The organism is Allosediminivita pacifica, assembly GCF_003054175.1.
Lineage (GTDB): Bacteria > Pseudomonadota > Alphaproteobacteria > Rhodobacterales > Rhodobacteraceae > Allosediminivita > Allosediminivita pacifica.
The window spans coordinates 83,332-101,257 of the sequence record NZ_QBKN01000007.1 but is presented as its reverse complement, the minus strand read 5'-3'; the positions used below and the strand labels follow the sequence as shown (position 1 = coordinate 101,257).

The window sequence follows — 17,926 nt, the reverse complement described above, 5'->3', positions numbered from 1 at the left end:
GAACCGCCGGGTGCCCCACGGGGCTGTGAAACAAGGAGTGAGCGGCATGTCCGACCTGATAGACGCGGCGATGAAAGCAAAGGCCTGGCCCTTTGAAGAGGCGCGTCGGCTGCTCAAACGCTATGAGAAGGCGCCGCCCGAGAAGGGATACGTGCTGTTCGAGACGGGCTATGGCCCCTCGGGGCTGCCGCATATCGGCACCTTCGGCGAGGTGCTGCGCACCACGATGATCCGCCGCGCCTTCGAGACGATCAGCGATATCCCGACGCGGCTGATCTGCTTTTCGGACGACATGGATGGCATGCGCAAGGTGCCGACCAACGTGCCGAACCAGGACATGCTGCGTCAGCACGAGCAGAAGCCGCTGACCTCGGTGCCCGACCCGTTCGAGACGCATGAAAGCTTCGGCCACCACAACAACGCCATGCTGCGGCGGTTCCTCGACACCTTCGGGTTCGAGTACGAGTTCTATTCGGCGACCGAGTTCTACAAGTCGGGCCAGTTCGACGAGACGCTGCGGAAGGCGGCGGAGAAGTACGATGACCTCATGGCCATCATGCTCAAGTCGCTGCGCGAGGAGCGCCAGCAGACCTATTCGATCTTCCTGCCTGTCCACCCCGAGACGGGGCGGGTGCTGTACGTGCCGATGAAGAACGTGGATGCCGTGCGCGGCGAGATCACCTTCGACGACGAGGACGGGCGCGAGTGGACGCTGCCGGTGACCGGCGGCAACGTGAAGCTGCAGTGGAAGCCGGATTTCGGTGCCCGCTGGGCGGCGCTGGGCGTCGACTTCGAGATGTACGGCAAGGACCACAGCACCAACACGCCGATCTACGACGGGATCTGCCGGACGCTGGGCGTGCGGCCGCCGGAGCATTTCACCTACGAGCTGTTCCTCGACGCCAACGGCGAGAAGATCAGCAAGTCGAAGGGCAACGGCCTGTCGATCGACGAATGGCTGACCTACGCCAGCACCGAGAGCCTGAGCTACTACATGTTCCAGAAGCCCAAGACCGCCAAGCGGCTGTCCTGGGACGTGATCCCGAAGGCGGTGGACGAGTACCACCAGCAGCTGCGGGCCTACCCGGGGCAGGAGCTTGCGCAGCAGGTGAACAACCCGGTCTGGCACATCCACAACGGCAATCCGCCGGAAAGCCGGATGGTGGTGCCCTTCTCGATGCTGCTCAACCTCGCCAGCGCGGCAGGGGCCGAGGACAAGGAAGCCATGTGGGGCTTCATCCGCCGCTACGCGCCGGATGCCAGCGCAGAGACGCACCCCGATCTCGATGCGGCGGCGGGCTTTGCCGTCCGCTATTACGAGGACTTCGTGAAGCCCAACAAGACCTACCGCGCGCCCGAACCCAACGAGCGGGCGGCGCTCGAGGATCTTGCGGCGCGGCTGCGGGCCTACGACGGGGCGGTCGAGGACGAGGCGCTTCAGACGCTGGTCTTCGCGGTCGGCAAGGACCACGGGTTCGAGCCGCTGCGCGACTGGTTCAAGGCGCTCTACGAGGTGCTTCTGGGCCAGAGCCAGGGGCCGCGCTTTGGCGGGTTCATCGCGCTCTACGGCGTCGAGGAAAGCGCCCAGCTGATCGAGAAGGGGCTTGCCGGCGAGCTCGGCTGACAGCCCTTTCCCTTACGGCAATATGACATAGCTCTTCCTGCATCACGCAGGGAGAGCAGCCATGAGACGTTTCCTTATCGTGCTGGCGGCCATCACCATGGCCGGCACCGCGCCCGCCCCGGCCCAGGAGGCGGAGATCGAGACGGTGATCCGCGAGCAGCTTGATGCCTTCCTCGCCGAGGACGTGGACACCGCCTTCGAATACGCCAGCCCCTCGATCCGCAACATGTTCCGCACGCCGGGCAACTTCGGCGCCATGGTGCGCAACGGCTATCCCATGGTCTGGCGGCCGGGCGAGGTTCGCTTTGGCCTGTTGGAGGATCGTGATGACGGGCTGTGGCAGCGGGTCTACATCACCGACGCGGCGGGCACGGGCCACGCGCTAGAGTACCAAATGACCGAGGTGGAGGGCCACTGGCGGATCTCGGGCGTGCGGATGCTGGATCTTGCCGCGGTGAGCGCCTGAAGGTCAGACGCCCTTGCGCCAGAGCGTCCAGTGCCGCTGCCAGCGTTTGGGAAGCGCCTTGACCGGCGGCGCGAATAGCCGCGCGCCGAGCGACCACGCCTCGCGTTCGAGCGCGTCCTGCCGGGTGCTGACGATGCGACGCAGTTCGGTCATGCGCTCGGCCTCGATGCCGGGGGCGCGGTCGCTGTCGAGAAAATCCTCGTAGACGGCGAGGTCGTGGTGATCGCCCAGAAGCCCCGTCAGCCGGTCGCATTGCTCGGCGTGGACCTTCATCGGGTCGGGCCATATCCCGCGCAGCAGCCGGGCTTGGTACCAGTGGTCCTTGGCCCGCTTGCGCCATTCGTGGATTTTCTCGGGGTCCGTTCCGCCAGGACGGTCGGGCATGGTGCCTGCGGCGCGCTTCCAGCCCCGGGCGACGCCGTCGCCGATCACGTCGGCCGCCTTGCCCTTCACCTTCCAGTGGGCGCTGCGTTCGAGGATGGCCTCCAGCGCCGCGCGCTGGTCAGCGAGTGTCCCCGGCACATCGTCGGCGCGAAACGCCTCGTCGCGCGCCCGGGTGAGCGCGCCGCGCACCTGGGCAAAGTCGACGCGGGCGACGCCGGGCGCGGCCATCAGCGCGTCGTGGGTTTCGAGGAGGACGGTTGTGTCGCGCAGGTTCGCGCTGAGCCGCGCGGCGTCGCGGATGGCGGTGTTTTCCTCGGCATGATCGCTGAACCCGGTTCGCACGAGCCGCAGCAGGCCGCGCAGCTTCTTGCAGTGTTTGCGGGCCTCGTGGATGCCGACCGCGGGGTTTTCCTGGTTTCTCGTTGCCGCGATCGCGCCGCGCAGCTGGCTGTCGGCGATGCGTCGCAGGGCGGCGCCAAGGTCGGGATCGGAGGCTTTGATCTGGTAGGCCATGGGCGCCTTTCGGGACAGCGGTCGGACATGGGGTGGCTCGCAGGGCAAATGCCTGCGGGAGGACGGGCGTTCCGCCAAGGGGGCCACGGCAGGCGTGGCGGGACGGCGATGGCCTAGAAACTGGTCACGAGGCCGAATTTTATCCCCATCGAGGCGTCGTTCACGAGGCCGAGGCTGACGCCGGTTTCGGCCTTGAGCCGGGGAAACCGCCCGAGCAGCGGGCGGCTGACCGAGGTTTCGAGCCGCACGAAGGGCGGGTCCATCTCGGTATCGCCGGTCTGGAGCTGGAGGATCAGCTTGTGATCCTCTGGCAGGTTGCGGCCCAGGGTCAGGTCGATCTTGATGTCGGTGGCGTCGAAGGTGAGCGGGATTTCGGCGATGGCATCGGCGGCGAACCAGCCCTTGTCCCAGCCGAGGCCGAGTGAGAGCCCGGGGCGCAGGACGGTCTGCCCTGCGATCCGCCCGAAGCCGATCTCGTAGGCAAGACGGGCGCCGCGGTCGGGCTGGTGCAGGGGGCGCTGCGCGAAGACCACGAGCTTTTCCGCGCCCGAGACCGCGAGCCCGAGGTCGAGGCCCAGCGTGGTGCGCGGGGCAATCCCGTATTCGAGGTAGAGCGAGGTATAGCGCGCGGTGGGCTCATAGCTTTGCCAGGTGGTGGTGTCCTGCGGCCACGACAGGCGCTGCGTGAGGCTCGCGAAGCCGGTGCCGGGCTCGCGCTGCCAGGCGCCCGCGAACAGCGGCCCGGCGATGCAGATGAGGAACAGGCAGGCTGCGATGCGCCCGGTATGCGTCATGGCCGTCTCCGGCCCCCCGCATCAAGGCTTGGGTCATCTTGGTTAACAGTGGTTTAACTCTGCGGTGCCGGGTGGATTTTCCATCGGGCGCGGTGCAGGCTCTGCCGAACCACAGGGGGCCAGAGGGGGAACGACCATGGCAGGATCCGTCATCACGGTAGCGCAGCAGAAGGGCGGCAGCGGCAAGACCACCGTTGCGGCCAACCTCGCGGTCGGCTTCCGGCGACGGGGGCTGAGCGTGGCGGTGGTGGACCTCGACCCGCAGGGCAGCCTCGGGCATTGGTTCATGACGCGGGCCGAAACGCTGCCGGATCTTGTCGAGGGGATGGATTTCGCCACCTCCTCGGCCTGGGGGATTTCCTACGAGTGCCGCAAGCTTTCGGGTGCGAACGACGTGGTCATCATCGACACGCCGCCCAAGGCCGACAGCGATCTGCGCCCGGCCTTGCGGGTGGCGGATCTGGTGATCGTGCCGGTTTCGGTCAGCCACGTGGACCTTTGGGCTACCGAAAGCGTGCTGGATCTCGCACAGCGCGAGGGGCGCGAGGCGTTGGTGGTGATGAACCGCACGCGGCAGGGCACCCGGCTTGGCGCCGACGTGGCCAAGAAGGCCGAGCAGCTCGAGGCGCGCATCGCGAAATCGGGTTTTGCCAACCGCGTGGCCTATGCCGAAGCCGCCGGGCAAGGGCGCGGGGTGCTCGAGATGCCGAAAGGTCCGGCGCACAAGGAGGTGACGGATCTGACTTCGGAGGTGGCGGAGATCCTGTCGCTGGGCTAAGCGGGCGAGGCTAGGAGGACCGCCATGCCGACCGATATTGCCGCGCTTTCCGATCTGATCCGCGCCGACAGCGCCGCCCGGGGCCAGACGATTTCCAAGCTGGGGTATTTCTGCGCGCCCTTCCGGCCCGCCGAGGGGCCGTTTTCCGACAGGGTGGTCAAGGTCTACCGGGGGCTCTCCGATGGCGCGGCGCTCGACCGGCTGAAGCGGTATCACGACGATTACGTCTTCGCGCTGCGCGCGGCCGAGGTGCCGCTGCCCGAAACGGAGTTTCACCTGCTGGAGATCGACGGCGCGCGGGTGCCGGTGATCCTGCAGGAGGCGCTGCCGACCGACAGCCTGATGAGGCCGCTGATGCAGTCCGAACCGCTGGAGCGGACGCTCGAGATGATGCAGTCGGCGGGCGAGGTGATCGCGCGCTTCTGGCACTGGGCCGAGGGTCAGGAGACGCGCATCGGCTTTCACCCCTCGATCCGCAACTTCGCCATCGTGGACGGGCGGGCGGTCTTCTTCGACACCTTCCCGCCGCTCATCCACTACGACCGCGAGGAAATGGGCCGGATGCTGCTGCTGTTCTCGGACAGCCGGCTGATGCGCACCGTGGGTCCGCTGTTGCGGCGCAAGGTGACGGGCATCCAGGACGAATGGTATTCGCCGCCCGAGACGCTGGTGGGGCTGGTGGGATCGGCCTGCCGCCTGCGGCCGGATGATGCGCAGGCCTATCTCGACTGGGGGCGCGGCTTCGTGAAGGCGGAGATGCAGCCTTGGGCGGACGAGGCGCTGGCGGGCCTCAAGGCGCCGCCGAAGCTGCCGGGCTACTGGACGGGGTTCCGCAAGCTCATGGGCCTGCAGGGCGAGCCGAACCTCTAGGATCTGCCCGACTGACCGGGGCAGTCCTGATGCACCGGGTTTGTCGCCGAGCGGTAAAGGCAGGGGCGTGCGCAAGCTGTGTTGGTCAGCTAAGCGGACGAAGTTGCCGCTCCCAGCTACACAACACGAGTGTCGGCGCGACAATTACCGACTTCAATGACGACCAAAAGAGGCCTTTACGTGCCGTTCCAACGATGTTTGCGTTTCGCGAGCCAGCCAAAACAAGGCAATGGCTGCCGATGTCATGATGATGCTCTGCTGAATGGCGGTTTCGATGCTTTGAGGCTTGGCCGAATTCTCGAGTGTTTCCACATCCTTTAAGATTCTGGAACGCCGCCTCTCATACCCATGTCCGAAAAGACCTTCCTTTTCGACTGATGAAGGGAGGTCGTTTGCTGCAACTTTCAAAAAACTGATGCCCCTTTGGGTCTCAAAGTTCATGCACCCAACGACTTGGGACGGAAGAGCAATTCCATTCCTTCCGCTGCAAAGGTCCCCCATGCGTCGGAGGCATGTAGATTGGAGTGCATCACGAAACTCCATTTTGGCGTCATCAACCGCCATCAGGCATGCAATGTAATTCGGGTCGAGGTCTTGAGAAAGGTTGTCGGGAACGTGGTCAGCAAAACCAAATGTGGGCACGCTGAAAACACCAGTAAGCACAATAGCTTCAAAGATGTTTCGTAGGCGATTTATTTCAGTCTGCATGCTTCGCCAGCCACTCTCTTGGTTTCGGAGCAAGATAGACCTGTCAGAGATCCACGCAATACGCAGCATCCGTCACTATGGGTTCGAAGCGGACACCCGTCGGCTCGGACCAGTTAGGTTTGCGGACACCCAAAAAGACAAAGGGCCACGCCCCGTGAGGCATGGCCCTGAAAAACCAGCGCTGCGGGCAGATCAGACGATCTTGATGCCCGCGGCTTTCGCGTCGGCGACGAAGGTGTCGAGGCCCTTGTCGGTCAGCGGGTGCTTGACCATGGCCTGGATCACGTTCGGCGGCGCGGTGGCCACGTCGGCGCCGATCTTGGCGCAGTCGGACATGTGGTTCACCGAGCGGATCGAGGCGGCGAGGATCTGGGTCTCGAAACCGTAGTTGTCGTAGATCTCGCGGATGTCCTGGATCAGGTCGAGCCCGTCGATGTTCATGTCGTCGAGCCGGCCGATGAAGGGCGAAATGAAGGTCGCGCCGGCCTTGGCGGCCAGCAGTGCCTGCGAGGCGCCGAAGCAGAGCGTCACGTTGACCATGCGGCCCTCGTCCGAGAGCGTCTTGCAGGCCTTGAGGCCGTCCCAGGTCAGCGGCACCTTCACGACGATGTTTTCGGCGATTTCGGCCAGCTTGCGGCCCTCGGCGATCATCGCGTCGGCGTCGAGCGCCACGACCTCGGCCGAGACGGGACCGTCGACGAGATCGCAGATCTCCTTGGTCACTTCGAGGATGTTGCGCCCCGATTTCTTGATGAGCGACGGGTTGGTGGTCACACCGTCGACCATGCCGAGCTCGTGGAGTTCCTTGATCGCGGCGACGTCGGCGGTATCTACGAAGAATTTCACGGGGCTGCCTCCCTTGATGGCTTGGCCTTCTCTCCCGGGCGATTTACCCCTTTTTCATGCCACGCAAAACCCCGGAACATCCCAGCCTCCCGCAAGACTTCTTCGACACGGGCGAGCCGGTCGCCGTCATGACCACCCAGCCGCTCGACCGGGCGCTGGATTACCGCGCGCCCGAGGGCGGCTGCCCCCTTGGTGCCTTCGTCGAGGTGCCGCTGGGGCCGCGCAAGGTGCTGGGCGTGGTCTGGGGGCCGGGGCAGGGCGACGTGCCGCTGGCCAAGTTGCGTCCGGTGAACCGGGTGCTGGACGCGGTGCCCATGCGCGACGAACTGCGTAGCTTTCTTGAACGCGCGGCCGACTACACGCTGACGCCGCTGCCGGCCATGCTGCGGCTGGCGACGCGGGCGCCGGGCTTGGGCGAGCCGGTGTCCATGCGCAAGATCTACCGCCGCGGTGAGGGCGAACCGGATCGCATGACCGACGCGCGGCGCCGGGTGCTCGATGTGCTGGAGGAGATGGGCGGGCTGGCGCTGACGCTGGGCGAGGTGGCCTCGTCTGCCGGGGTCACGAACCAGGTGGTGAAGGGGCTGGTGAAGAGCGGCGCCGTGCACGAGGAGGAAAGCCCGCGCGACACGCCCTTCCCGCATCTCGACCCCACGCTGCCGGGCAAGGAACTGACCGGTGACCAGGCAAAGGCCTCCGAAGCACTGCGGGCGGCGCAGGCCGAGGGGCGCTATCGCACGGTTCTGCTGAAAGGGGTCACCGGGTCGGGCAAGACCGAGGTCTACCTTGAGGCCGTGGCGCAGGCGCTGCGGCAGGGGCGTCAGGCGCTGGTGCTGCTGCCCGAGATCGCGCTGTCGTCGGAGTTCCTGACGCGGGTGGAGAAACGCTTTGGCGCGCGGCCCGCGGAATGGCATTCCGGCGTCACCACGACCGAGCGGCGCCGGGTCTGGCAGATGGTGGCGCAGGGGCGCGCGCAGATGGTGGTGGGCGCGCGGTCCGCGCTGTTCCTGCCGTTCCAGCATCTGGGGCTGGTGGTCGTGGATGAAGAGCACGACAATTCCTACAAGCAGGAGGACGGGGTTCTTTACAACGCGCGGGACATGGCGGTGCTGCGCGGCGCCATCGCGGGGGCGCAGGTGGTGCTGGCCTCGGCGACCCCCTCGCTCGAGACATGGGCCAATGCCGAGGCGGGCAAGTACGACCGGCTGACGCTGACCGCCCGCTTTGGCCCGGCGGTACTGCCCGAGATGCGCACGCATGACATGCGCGGCGAGGACCTGCCGTCGAACCGCTGGATCTCGGGTGAGCTGGCGGGATCGGTGCGCGAGCGGATCGGCCGGGGCGAGCAGGCGCTGCTTTTCCTGAACCGGCGGGGCTATGCGCCGGTCACGATCTGCCGGGCCTGCGGGCACCAGGTGGGCTGTCCCCATTGCGACGCGCGGCTGGTCGAGCACCGGTTCCTGAAGCGGCTGGTCTGTCATCAGTGCGGCGAGAGCCAGCCCATGCCCGAGGCGTGCCCGAGCTGCGGTGTCGAGGACAAGCTGGCCGCCGTGGGGCCGGGCGTGGAGCGGCTGGCCGAAGAGGCGCAGGAGCTTTTCCCCGAGGCGCGCATCGCGGTGCTGTCCTCGGATCTTTTCGGCAGCGCGCGGGAGCTGAAGGCGCAGATCGAGGCCATCGCCGCGGGGGGCGCCGACGTCATCATCGGCACGCAGCTTGTGGCCAAGGGGCACAACTTTCCAAAGCTCACGCTGGTTGGCGTGATCGACGCGGACCTTGGCCTGCAGGGATCGGACTTGCGCGCGGCGGAGCGGACCTTTCAACTGATGCGGCAGGTGGCGGGCCGCGCCGGACGGGCCGAGGCGCCGGGCGTGGCGCTGTTGCAGACCTACCAGCCCGAGCACCCGGTGATCCGGGCAATCCTGCACGGCGACGAGGAGGCCTTCTGGGCGGCCGAGGCGGAAGGGCGACGCGCGGCCGGCATGCCGCCCTACGGGCGGCTGGCGGCGGTGATCCTGTCGGGAAGCGATGCGGCGCAGGTCTTCGACCTCGGCACCTACCTCGCGCGCAACGACGGCGTCCTGCGGCGGCTGGGCGCGCAGGTCTACGGGCCCGCGCCCGCGCCCATCGCGCGGGTGCGCGGGCGGCACCGGGTGCGGCTGCTGGTGAAGGCGCCGAAGGGTGTGGCGCTGCAGTCGGCGCTGGCCGCCTGGGCGGGGCAGGTGAAGCTGAAGGGCGACCTGCGGCTGGCCATCGACATCGATCCGCAGAGTTTCTTCTGACCCGTTTCCGGTAGGGCGGGGCGCGCGTGCCGCGCGCTCTCGATGCGCCGGGGGCAGGCCCCCGGACCCCGCGGGAGGGGCGCCGCCCCTCTGGCCCCTGCGGGCCCATTCACCCCGGGAGTATTTGGGCCAAGAAGAAGCGGGGGCGGATTGCGCCTGCTCAGCCGTCCTGGAAGAAGTCGTAGATGCGCTCGGCCAGCGCCTCTGAGACGCCGTCGACGGCCTTGAGGTCGGCGAGGTTGGCGCGGCTCACTGCCTTGGCCGAGCCGAAGTGCGACAGCAGCGCGCGCTTGCGGGTGGCGCCGACGCCGGGGATGTCGTCGAGGGGGGTGGCGCTCATGGACTTGGCGCGCTTGGCGCGGTGGGTGCCGATGGCGAAACGGTGGGCCTCGTCGCGCAGGCGCTGGACGAAGTATAGAACCGGATCGTTGTGGCGCAGCGCGAAGGGGCGTTGACCGGGGCGGTGGAATTCTTCCTTGCCGTGGTCGCGGTCCACGCCCTTGGCGACGCCGATCATGGGGAGATCCTCGACGCCCATGTCCTCCATGATCTCTTCGACGGCGCTGACCTGTCCGGCGCCGCCGTCGATCAGCAGCAGGTCAGGCCACTGGCCCTTCTCGCGGTCGGGGTCTTCCTTCTGGAGGCGCTTGAAGCGGCGGGTGAGGACCTCTTTCATCATGCCGAAGTCGTCGCCCGGGGTGAGTTCGTCGCCGCGGATGTTGAACTTGCGGTACTGGTTCTTTTCGAAGCCCTCGGGGCCGGCGACGATCATCGCGCCCACCGCATTGGTGCCCTGGATGTGGGAGTTGTCGTAGACCTCGATGCGTTTCGGCGGGCCCTCTAGGCCGAAGGCTTCGGCCAGGCCCGCGAGCAGTTTGCCCTGGGCCGCGCCCTCGGCCATCTTGCGGGCGAGGCTTTCGCGGGCGTTGCGGGCGGCGTGTTCGATGAGTTCGGCCTTTTCGCCGCGCTGGGGCACGGCGATCTCGACCTTGCGGCCGCGCTTTTCGCTGAGCAGGTCGACCATGAGGTCCTCGTCCTCGATCCCGTGCGACAGGAGCAGCAGGCGGGGCGGTTCCTTCTGGGCGTAGAACTGGCCGATGAAGGCCTCGAGCACCTCGGCGGGGTCCACGTCCTCGCCCACGCGGGGATAGAAGTCCCGGTTGCCCCAGTTCTGGTTGGCGCGGATGAAGAAGACCTGCACGCAGGCCTGGCCGCCCTCCATGTGGAGTGCGATCACGTCGGCCTCGGCCACGCCCTGCGGGTTGATGCCCTGCGCCGACTGCACGGTGGTGAGCGCGCGGATGCGGTCGCGCAGGGCGGCGGCGCGCTCGAACTCCATGGCCTCGGAAGCTTCCTGCATCTGGCGGGCGAGGGTTTCCTGGATCTGGGTCGAGCGACCCGAGAGGAAGCGCTGGGCGTCCTTCACGCTTTGGGCATAGTCCTCTTCGCTGATCTTGCCGACGCAGGGGGCGCTGCAGCGGCGGATCTGGTGCAACAGGCAGGGGCGGGTGCGGCTGTCGAACATGGTGTCCGAGCAGTTGCGCAGCAGGAAGACCTTCTGCAGTTGGTTGAGCGTGCGGTTCACGGCCCCCGCGCTGGCGAAGGGGCCGAAGTAGCTGCCGCCCTCGGACTTGGCGCCGCGGTGCTTGCGGATCTGCGGGTAGGCGTGGTCGCTGAGCAGGATGTTGGGGAAGCTCTTGTCGTCGCGCAGGAGCACGTTGAACTTCGGCTTGAGCTGCTTGATCAGGTTCTGTTCGAGCAGCAGGGCCTCGGTCTCGGTCCGGGTCGTGAGGAACATCATCGACGCGGTTTCCGAGATCATGCGCGCGATGCGGCGCGAGTGGCCCGCGGGGCGCGCGTAGTTCGAGACGCGCGCCTTGAGATTGCGCGCCTTGCCGACGTAGAGAACGCGGCTGTCCGCATCGAGCATGCGGTAGACCCCCGGGCTGCCGTCGAGCATCCGCAGGTATCCCTGGATGACCTTGTGGCCGGTGGCGGGCTTCTCGGAGGGCTTTGGCGTGCTGTCGGTCATGGCGCGCGGCTATCCTTGGGCTGCCGACTCGATTCTGCCCTGGCGCTGCCCCCGGAACACGGCGGGTTCAAGGGGGAATGAATCCACGACTTCTGTGGATAAACCTGTAGGCAAACTGTGACCAAGCCGGATTTTTCGTTGGTTTATGAACGTTTCCTGAAGGCGCATAATTTTTATGCAAAAAAATAAGACGCTGGAAATAAAGGATAAAAAATCTGGGAATGATAAGGTCCTGAGTTCCTTAACATTTGTGCTACCTTTACGCAGCGTCTGCGGCCTCCCGTGCATAAATCCGCGGGGGATCACTCCACGCCCTGCACATCCGGGGTCTGCCAGTTCAGGTGCTGGCCCCCGTCGACGCAGAGAAGCTGGCCGGTCACGGCAGGCGAATCGAGGAAATATCCCAGTGCTCCGGTGATGTCGGCGGGGTTCGATCCGCGGTGCATCAGGGTGGCCTGCCGCTGGCGCGAGAAATGGTCGTCGCTCTGCCGGGCGCCCTGCAGGGTGGGGCCGGGGCCGATGCCGTTGACGCGCACCCGGGGGGCAAGCGCCTGTGCCGCGGTGCGGGTGAAAGCCCAGAGCCCCATCTTGGCGAGGGTGTAGGTCATGAACTCGGGCGTGAGCTTGCGGACGCGCTGGTCGATCATGTTGACCACCAGTCCCTGTGGCAGCGGTTCGCCCATGTCGTCGGTGAGCGGATCGGGGATCTGGGCGGCCAGCGCCTGGGTCAGCACGAAGGGCGCGCGCAGGTTGCTTTCCATGTGGCGGTCCCAGCTTTCGCGGGTGGCGCTGGTGATGTCGTCGTGCTCGAAGATCGAGGCGTTGTTTACCAGCACCGTCAGTGGCCCGCCGAGCGCGTCGGCGGCGCGGGGGAGGAGGGTCTGCACCGCGGCCTCGTCGAGAAGGTCGGCCTGCAGGGGGACGGCCTTCCAGCCCTTGGCCTCGATCTCGGCGGCGGTCTCCTTCGCGGCCTCCTCGGAGCCGCCGTAGTGGACGGCGACATCGAAGCCGCGGTCGGCGAGGTAGAGCGCCATGGCATGGCCGAGGCGCTTGGCCCCGCCGGTGACGAGGGCACGCTTGTGGGTCCGGGTCATGGCTCTCTCCTGGTCAGACGTAGAACACCATTGCGATGTAGCCCACGTAGAGCGCGGACAAGACCGCGCCCGTGCCCTTGCCCATGTCGCGGCCCATGAAGACGAAGGGGATCAGCAGCAGCGAGGCGGCCAGCATCACCCAGAGGTCGAGGCGCAGGAAGGCGGGGTCGACCTCCATCGGTGCGATCAGGGAGGCGACGCCGATGATGGCCAGCAGGTTGAACATGTTGGAGCCGATGACGTTGCCGATGGCGACGTCGGCCTGCTTGCGGATGGCGGCCATGACGGTGGTGGCAAGTTCGGGCAGCGAGGTGCCGAGCGCCACCAGCGTGAGACCGATCACCGTGTCGGGCACGCCGAACATCTGGGCGATCTCGGTGGCACTGTCGACGAGCAGATCGGCGCCGAGCGGCAGGCCGACGAGGCCGAGGGCGAGGAAGAGCAGGATCTTCCACCAGGCCATGTCGGGGTCGGCGCCCTCTGGGTCCTCAAGATCCTCTTCGAGGTCGCCGGCGCGCTTGTGGCGCCACGCGTCGCGGAGGTTGTCCCCGAGCACCAGCGCCAGCGCGGCGAGCAGGATGAGCCCCGAGATCCAGTCGAAGACCCCCCGGAAGGCCAGCGCGATGAAGAGCAGTGTCCCGCCGATCATGACGAGGTAGCTCTTGTGGCTGCTGAAATGGCTGGTGTGCATCACCGTGATCAGCGCCGGAATGCCCAGCACCAGAAGGACGTTGGCGGTGTTGGAGCCTACCACGTTGCCGAGCGCGATGCCCGGCGCATTGTCCAGCGCGGCATTGATGGAGATTAGCAGCTCGGGGGCAGAGGTGCCGAAAGCCACGATGGTCAGGCTGACGATCATGGCGGGGATGCCGACCCGGAGGGCGAGATTGACCGCGCCCTTGACCAGGGCGTCCCCCGCCAGGAGCAGGATCACGAGACCGAGCGCCGCGTAGACGAATACCATGTTACCTCTTGTCGTTTCCGCAGGGGCAGGGGCCCTTGCCGATGCGATGGCGTCCGCAGCCGGGACAGCGACCGGTCTTGCGGCGGGTGAGGTCGATCTTCGGCATCCGCAAGCGGCCGAACATCGCCATCACGCCCATCGCAATCAGGAAGAGAAGGACGATCTTGACGATCATGTCACAGTCCGAAGCGCGCGAAGTCGGCGCGTTCCTCGATCTGGGAAAGCGCGTCCTGCGCGACGCTGGCGCCAACGCGCGAGAGCAGCGGCTTGCGCTGGTCGAAGCGGCGGAAGGAGACCTTCTTGCCGAAGCGTTCCTTCATCTTGGGCACCAGATGCCCGACGCCGTCGGCGAGCCCGACCTCGACGGCGCTCTGGCCGATCCAGACCTCGCCGGTGAAGAGCTCGGGGTCGTCGGCAAGCTTGTCGCCGCGGCGGTCGCGGACGTGGCCTATGAAGGTGTCGTGCAACTGACCCAGAAGCCGGTTCAGGCGGGCGACATCCTCTTCCTTCTCGGGGCGGAAGGGGTCGAGCATCGCCTTGGAGCGCCCGGCGGTGTGGACACGGCGCTCGATCCCCTGGCGCTGCAGCAGGACATGTGCGCCGAAACCCGAGGAGATGACACCGATGGAGCCCAGGATGGAGCTGGGGTCGGCCCAGATCTCGTCCGCGGCGCTGGCGATCCAGTAGCCGCCCGAAGCGGCCACGTCCTCGGTGAAGGCGTAGACGGGGACCTTGTTTTCCTCCGACAGGCGCCGGATGCGCGCGCCGATCAGCGAGCTTTGCACCGGCGAGCCGCCGGGCGAGTTGATCTCGAGCGCCACGGCGGCGGGTTTGCCGCGCTTGAAGGCGCGTTCGAGCGACTGCGCGAGGCTGCGGTCCGAGATGCTGGCGCGTCCGGCCATCCCGATCGCCCCCTGGAGACGGACGATGTTCACGGTCGGGGACGATTTGACGAATGGAATCCAGCGTTTCATGTGGCGGGATGTAGACGCGGCAGAGAGGCCAAACAAGGCGCGGCGCAAAAGAAGCCGGCTCTGTGGCGCCCCGACTGAGCCGCGCACGCGGCGCGGGTCCACCGGTCAGCCGTCGCCAAGCGTCGTCAGTGCCTCGCGCAGCAGGTCCGGCATCGGTTCGGGGCGACCCTCGGTGCCCATGTGGACTTGGCTGAAAAAGCCCTCGGCGCAGGCCGTGTCCTCGTCGTTGCGGAACATGGCGAGCTCTACCTTGAAGGAGGAGCGCCCCAGGTGCGCCAGCCGCAGTCCGATCTGCAGCGCGTCCGGGTAGCCGGCCTCGGCATGGTAGCGGCAGCCGGATTCCACGACGACAAGCTGCATGGCGCCCTCGCCGTGGATCTTGATCCCCTGCGCGATCTGCCAAGAGCCGAGCGCGGTGTCGAAGAGCTCGATGTAGACGGCGTTGTTCATGTGGCCGTAGGCGTCGTTGTCGCGCCAGCGGGTGGGCATGGAGATGAACGCGCGGTAGTCGGCGCGCGTGCCGGGCGGTTGTCTGCTCATTGGTTCCTCAGCATTCGGAAGCCGGCCGATGCACCCCAGCCCGCCGCGATGGCGATGGCGAGCGACATCAGGCCGTAGATGAGCGGCTGTTGCCGCGAGAGGGTGAAGAGCCAGCGTTCGAGGCCGACCTTCCGGACCTCGATCGTGGTGTCGTACTCGGCGACGACGCCGCCGGCCCGCGTGAGGAAGATGCGCGCCGCGTAGGCGCCTTCCGTCAGGTTGGCGGGCATCTCGATGGCCGTCTCGAAGAGCGTGGATTCGGTCAGTTCGACGGCGCTCTCGTTGAGCTGGTAGATGCCCTGGTCCTCGCGCACGCGGATGAGGGCATCGGTGAAGATGCCCGGCTCGTCCACGCCCGATCCCACGGCCCGGATGGCACGCGGGATCGAGATGCGATGGCGCAGGTCCTCGGTATCGGTGATGACGTCGGCCCAGGGGCCGCTGGTCGCCACGGCGTAGAAGGTGGGCGCGGCATCGACATCGGCGAAGGCGGTGTTCACCCAGATGCCGAAGCGCCGGTCCTTGCGCCGCACGGTGAGCGGCCGCGAGGGGCCTGCGACGGCGATGATCACCTCAAGTGGAGGATCCTCGATGATGGGGCCCTCGCGCTTGACCGCGCCGTAGATCAGGATCTCGGACCCCGAGAAGTCGGTCGAGATCCGCACCTGGTCCTTGCTGAGCCCGAGCACAACCTCTTCGGCCCGGGCGGGCAGGGCGGCTGCGAGCAGGAGGAGGAGAAGCGCGGAGAGGCGCATCAGCTCTGCCCCGCCGGCCCGACGCTGTAGAGCTCATCGGGGCGGATCAGCAGGTCGAGCGCGAGCTTGCCGCAGACCACGAGCACCATGCCGGCCAGCAGGATGCGCAGTTGTTCGGCCTTCATGCGCGATCCGATGATTGTGCCGAACTGCGCGCCGATCACGCCGCCGATCAGCAGCAGCAGCGCCAGCACCACGTCGACCGTGTAGTTGGTGGTGGCGTGCAGGATGGCGGTGAAGCCTGCCACGAAGATGATCTGGAAGAGCGAGGTGCCGATCACGACCTTGGTCGGCATGCCCAGCAGGTAGATCATGGCCGGGACCATGATGAAGCCGCCACCGACGCCCATGATGGCCGAGAGCACGCCCACGAAGAAGCCCACGAGGATCGGCGGGATGACCGAGATGTAGAGCCCCGAGATGCGGAAGCGCATCTTGAGCGGCAGCTTCTGGATGGTGGTGTGCTTGCGCCGCGATGCCTTTGCGCCGGACCGCGACTTGCGCAGGGCGCGCAGGCTTTCGACGAACATCAGCGCACCGATGATGCCAAGAAAGACCACGTAGCAGAGGTTCACCAGCAGATCGACCTGCCCGAGGCTTTTGAGGTAGTTGAAGATCACGATGCCGACGGCCGAGCCGAAAAGACCGCCCACAAGAAGGACGGTCCCCATTCGGAGATCCACCGTTCGTCGCCTGAGGTGCGCGAGCAGGGCCGAGAAGGACGAGGCGACGATCTGGTTGGCCTGCGTGGCCACCGCCACCGCGGGCGGGATGCCCACGAAGAACAGCAGCGGGGTCATCATGAAACCGCCGCCGACGCCGAACATGCCCGAGAGGATCCCCACCAGCAGCCCGAGGCTCAGCAGAAGCAGCGCGTTGACCGAGACCTCGGCGATGGGAAGGTAGATCTGCATTCTCTCACTTTGCGGCTGCGGTGCGCGATTGGCAACGGGGCGGATTGGAGCAGCGAGATTGTGTGGTGCGGATCAGGGCAGGAGCAGTTTCTGAAGGCTTCGGCCCATGACGCGGGCACTGTCGAGCATGTCGGTCACCCCCACCCATTCGTCGGGCTTGTGGGCGAGTTCGAGCACGCCCGGCCCATAGGCGATGCAGTTCTTCAGCGTGCCGATGCGGTCGATGTGCTTCTGGTCGTAGCTGCCGGGCGAGGCGACGTAGTCGGGCGCCTTGCCCATGACCTCGTGGATCGCCTCGGTCACGGTGGTGACAACAGGCGCGTCGCGGGCGGTCATCGAGGGCTGCACGCTGTTGAGATCGCGGATCGCGTAGTCGAACTGCGGCCGGCGGGCCTTGAGGTCCTCGAGCAGGGCGATGACCTCGCCGCGGACCTCCTCGAAGGGTTCCTCGAGCAGGAAGCGGCGGTCGATCACGATGCGGCAGCTGTCGGGCACGCAGTTGGCGGGCAGGCCGTCGTAGTCGTCGGCCTGCTCGTGCTCGCCGCCGTGGATCGAGTTGATGTTCATCGTGGACGAGCGCGCGCCTTCGGGCACGACGGGCATGTCCGTGTGGCGCTGGGCCATGGCGGGGAAGAGTGTCTGTTCGAAGGCGTCGAGCACGGCGCCCATGTGGCGCACGGCGCAGTCGCCGAGGAAGGGCATGGAGCCGTGGGCGATCTCGCCCTTGGTTTCGATCTCCGCCCACCAGCCGCCGCGGTGCCCGAGACAGATCCGGTCCTTGTTGAGCGGTTCGGGGATGATGACGTGCTGTACGCGCGCCGGATCGAACCAGCCATGCTCGGCCAGGTACGCGACGCCGCCGTAGCCGCCCGATTCCTCGTCGGCGGTGCCGCTGATCTCGATCGCGCCGGCGAAATCGGGATGTTCGTCGACGAAGGCCTCGGCCGCGATGATCGAGGCGGCAAGCCCGCCCTTCATGTCGCAGGCGCCGCGCCCGTAGATGCGGTCGCCGTCGAGTTCGCCGCCGAAGGGATCGCGGGTCCAGCCGCTGCCGACCTCGACCACATCGGTGTGCGAGTTGAAATGCACGCAGTCGCCGGGGCGGGTGCCCTCGCGCCGCGCCACGATGTTCCAGCGGGGGTGGCGGTCGCTGTCGCCCGGCGCGCCCTCGGCCCGGACCAGCGTGCACTCGAAGCCGCGGGGTGCGAGCCGGTCGCGGAGGTATTCGCAGATCTCGCGGTAGCAGTCGCCGGGCGGGTTCAGCGTGGGGATGCGGATCAGGTCCTGCGTGAGTGCGATCAACTCGTCGCGCTTGTCTTCGATCCGCGTGTCCAGCCCGTCCGTCATGGTTTTGCCTCTTGCCTGTTTGCGCGGACTGTCCGGCGGCGCGG

At 66.9% G+C, this 17,926-nt stretch carries 18 protein-coding genes; 5 read left to right on the top strand and 13 right to left on the bottom strand.

Going from position 1 to position 17,926, the window contains the following annotated elements:
- Positions 1–46 precede the first annotated feature (46 nt).
- Positions 47–1,624 (top strand): lysine--tRNA ligase, encoded by a 1,578-nt coding sequence (locus C8N44_RS07230; RefSeq protein ID WP_107975517.1) that lies wholly within the window; start codon positions 47–49, stop codon positions 1,622–1,624.
- A gap of 61 nt (positions 1,625–1,685) precedes the next feature.
- Positions 1,686–2,090 (top strand): DUF4864 domain-containing protein, encoded by a 405-nt coding sequence (locus C8N44_RS07225; protein ID WP_107975516.1) that lies wholly within the window; start codon positions 1,686–1,688, stop codon positions 2,088–2,090.
- 3 nt (positions 2,091–2,093) lie between these two features.
- Here C8N44_RS07225 and C8N44_RS07220 read toward each other — a convergent pair whose 3' ends face one another.
- Positions 2,094–2,987, bottom strand: coding sequence for a CHAD domain-containing protein (locus C8N44_RS07220; protein ID WP_107975515.1), 894 nt, complete (start codon positions 2,985–2,987; stop codon positions 2,094–2,096).
- 113 nt (positions 2,988–3,100) lie between these two features.
- A complete protein-coding gene (locus C8N44_RS07215; RefSeq protein ID WP_107975514.1) occupies positions 3,101–3,781 on the bottom strand; it encodes a hypothetical protein in 681 nt (226 codons plus the stop codon).
- A 136-nt stretch (positions 3,782–3,917) separates the two neighbouring features.
- Between C8N44_RS07215 and parA the strand changes: the two genes are divergently transcribed.
- Positions 3,918–4,559 carry a ParA family partition ATPase gene (gene parA, locus C8N44_RS07210; RefSeq protein ID WP_107975513.1) on the top strand — a complete coding sequence of 214 codons (642 nt, stop codon included), beginning with the start codon at positions 3,918–3,920 and terminating at the stop codon, positions 4,557–4,559.
- Positions 4,560–4,583: 24 nt separating this feature from the next.
- Positions 4,584–5,429: a DUF6206 family protein gene (locus tag C8N44_RS07205; RefSeq protein WP_107975512.1), complete on the top strand. Its 846-nt coding sequence runs from the start codon at positions 4,584–4,586 to the stop codon at positions 5,427–5,429.
- A gap of 153 nt (positions 5,430–5,582) precedes the next feature.
- On the opposite strand, the gene C8N44_RS23135 is transcribed toward C8N44_RS07205, so the two are convergent.
- Entirely contained in the window at positions 5,583–6,137 is a 555-nt protein-coding gene (locus tag C8N44_RS23135; protein WP_146178816.1) for a hypothetical protein, read from the bottom strand.
- Positions 6,138–6,329: 192 nt separating this feature from the next.
- Complete coding sequence (gene fsa, locus C8N44_RS07200) at positions 6,330–6,983, bottom strand: fructose-6-phosphate aldolase (RefSeq protein WP_107975511.1); 654 nt, start codon at positions 6,981–6,983, stop codon at positions 6,330–6,332.
- A gap of 56 nt (positions 6,984–7,039) precedes the next feature.
- On the opposite strand from fsa, the gene C8N44_RS07195 reads away from it, so the two are divergent.
- Positions 7,040–9,262, top strand: a complete 2,223-nt coding sequence (locus C8N44_RS07195; RefSeq protein ID WP_107975510.1) for a primosomal protein N' — start codon at positions 7,040–7,042, stop codon at positions 9,260–9,262.
- Positions 9,263–9,422: 160 nt separating this feature from the next.
- Here C8N44_RS07195 and uvrC read toward each other — a convergent pair whose 3' ends face one another.
- From uvrC to C8N44_RS07155, 9 genes are all read right to left on the bottom strand, one after another.
- Positions 9,423–11,294 carry an excinuclease ABC subunit UvrC gene (gene uvrC / locus C8N44_RS07190; protein WP_107975509.1) on the bottom strand — a complete coding sequence of 624 codons (1,872 nt, stop codon included), beginning with the start codon at positions 11,292–11,294 and terminating at the stop codon, positions 9,423–9,425.
- A 302-nt stretch (positions 11,295–11,596) separates the two neighbouring features.
- Positions 11,597–12,388: an SDR family oxidoreductase gene (locus tag C8N44_RS07185; protein ID WP_107975508.1), complete on the bottom strand. Its 792-nt coding sequence runs from the start codon at positions 12,386–12,388 to the stop codon at positions 11,597–11,599.
- Between the two features lie 13 nt (positions 12,389–12,401).
- Positions 12,402–13,352 carry a calcium/sodium antiporter gene (locus C8N44_RS07180; protein ID WP_107975507.1) on the bottom strand — a complete coding sequence of 317 codons (951 nt, stop codon included), beginning with the start codon at positions 13,350–13,352 and terminating at the stop codon, positions 12,402–12,404.
- A gap of 1 nt (position 13,353) precedes the next feature.
- Entirely contained in the window at positions 13,354–13,527 is a 174-nt protein-coding gene (locus tag C8N44_RS23555; protein WP_170121068.1) for a hypothetical protein, read from the bottom strand.
- Between the two features lies 1 nt (position 13,528).
- Positions 13,529–14,326 carry a S49 family peptidase gene (locus C8N44_RS07175; RefSeq protein ID WP_107975506.1) on the bottom strand — a complete coding sequence of 266 codons (798 nt, stop codon included), beginning with the start codon at positions 14,324–14,326 and terminating at the stop codon, positions 13,529–13,531.
- A 105-nt stretch (positions 14,327–14,431) separates the two neighbouring features.
- Positions 14,432–14,866, bottom strand: coding sequence for an acyl-CoA thioesterase (locus C8N44_RS07170; protein ID WP_107975505.1), 435 nt, complete (start codon positions 14,864–14,866; stop codon positions 14,432–14,434).
- Positions 14,863–15,621, bottom strand: a complete 759-nt coding sequence (locus C8N44_RS07165) for a TIGR02186 family protein (protein WP_107975504.1) — start codon at positions 15,619–15,621, stop codon at positions 14,863–14,865. Before C8N44_RS07165 ends, C8N44_RS07170 begins: the two co-directional genes overlap by 4 nt.
- On the bottom strand, positions 15,621–16,535 hold the full coding sequence (locus tag C8N44_RS07160) for a sulfite exporter TauE/SafE family protein (protein ID WP_107975503.1): 915 nt from the start codon (positions 16,533–16,535) through the stop codon (positions 15,621–15,623). The genes C8N44_RS07165 and C8N44_RS07160 overlap by 1 nt, the downstream gene beginning before the upstream one ends.
- A gap of 72 nt (positions 16,536–16,607) precedes the next feature.
- Positions 16,608–17,882, bottom strand: a complete 1,275-nt coding sequence (locus tag C8N44_RS07155; RefSeq protein ID WP_107975502.1) for an acetylornithine deacetylase/succinyl-diaminopimelate desuccinylase family protein — start codon at positions 17,880–17,882, stop codon at positions 16,608–16,610.
- Positions 17,883–17,926: the final 44 nt, after the last annotated feature.